Genomic DNA, 625 nt, shown 5'->3' with positions numbered 1-625 from the left:
GGCGTGCAGCGGATCGGGATCTTTGGCTCGGTTGCCAGGGGGGAGAATACCCCGACGAGCGATATCGACATCCTCGTCGAATTTTCGAGGGGAAAGGCAACGTTCCGGAACTTCATGGCCCTGATCGCGTACCTGGAAGACCTCTTCGGCCGGCGGGTCGACCTGGTCACCACGGGCGGGATCGATCCCTACCTCCGCCCAACAATCGAAGGCGAGGTGATCTGGTGTGAAGCGTGAGGAGGTCTTCCTCCGCCATATTCTGGATGAGATGCTCTTTTTTGGAGGAGCAGTGCGGCGCTATCGCCTTCGATGACCTCGTCCATGACGAGGTGCTCAAACGATCGGTTCTCCGGAGCATCGAAGTGATCGGCGAGGCGGCAAAGAACCTCCCCCCGTCTTTCAGGGAGTTGCATCCGGAGGTCCCCTGGAAAGCAATGGCCGGGATGCGGGACCGCCTGATCCATGCCTATTTCAGTGTGGACTGGGAGATCGTTTGGGACGTCATCACCCACGAGATCCCGGCTCAAAAACCCCTGATCCATGCGTTGCTCGATCTTTGAGCGTATGCGCTGCCCATCAGGGTGGGATCTCGTTATTAGGGGGGTGTTTTCCCCTCACTGGAGAG

2 protein-coding genes are annotated in these 625 nt (G+C 58.9%); both read left to right on the top strand.

Annotated elements, in window-relative coordinates; translation table 11 throughout:
• Window positions 1–237 (top strand): nucleotidyltransferase family protein (locus CUJ86_RS11695; protein ID WP_130647754.1); only part of this gene is annotated, 237 nt, incomplete at its 5' end.
• A 41-nt stretch (window positions 238–278) separates the two neighbouring features.
• The gene (locus CUJ86_RS11690; RefSeq protein WP_235855681.1) at window positions 279–560 is read left to right on the top strand and encodes a HepT-like ribonuclease domain-containing protein; all 282 of its coding nucleotides are present in this window, start codon (window positions 279–281) and stop codon (window positions 558–560) included.
• Window positions 561–625 lie beyond the last annotated feature (65 nt).

Origin of the sequence: Methanofollis fontis, from assembly GCF_004297185.1 — an archaeon.
Classification (GTDB): Archaea; Halobacteriota; Methanomicrobia; order Methanomicrobiales; family Methanofollaceae; genus Methanofollis; species Methanofollis fontis.
Note: the sequence above shows the minus strand (reverse complement) of the source record. Positions and strands in the feature narration are given on the sequence as shown.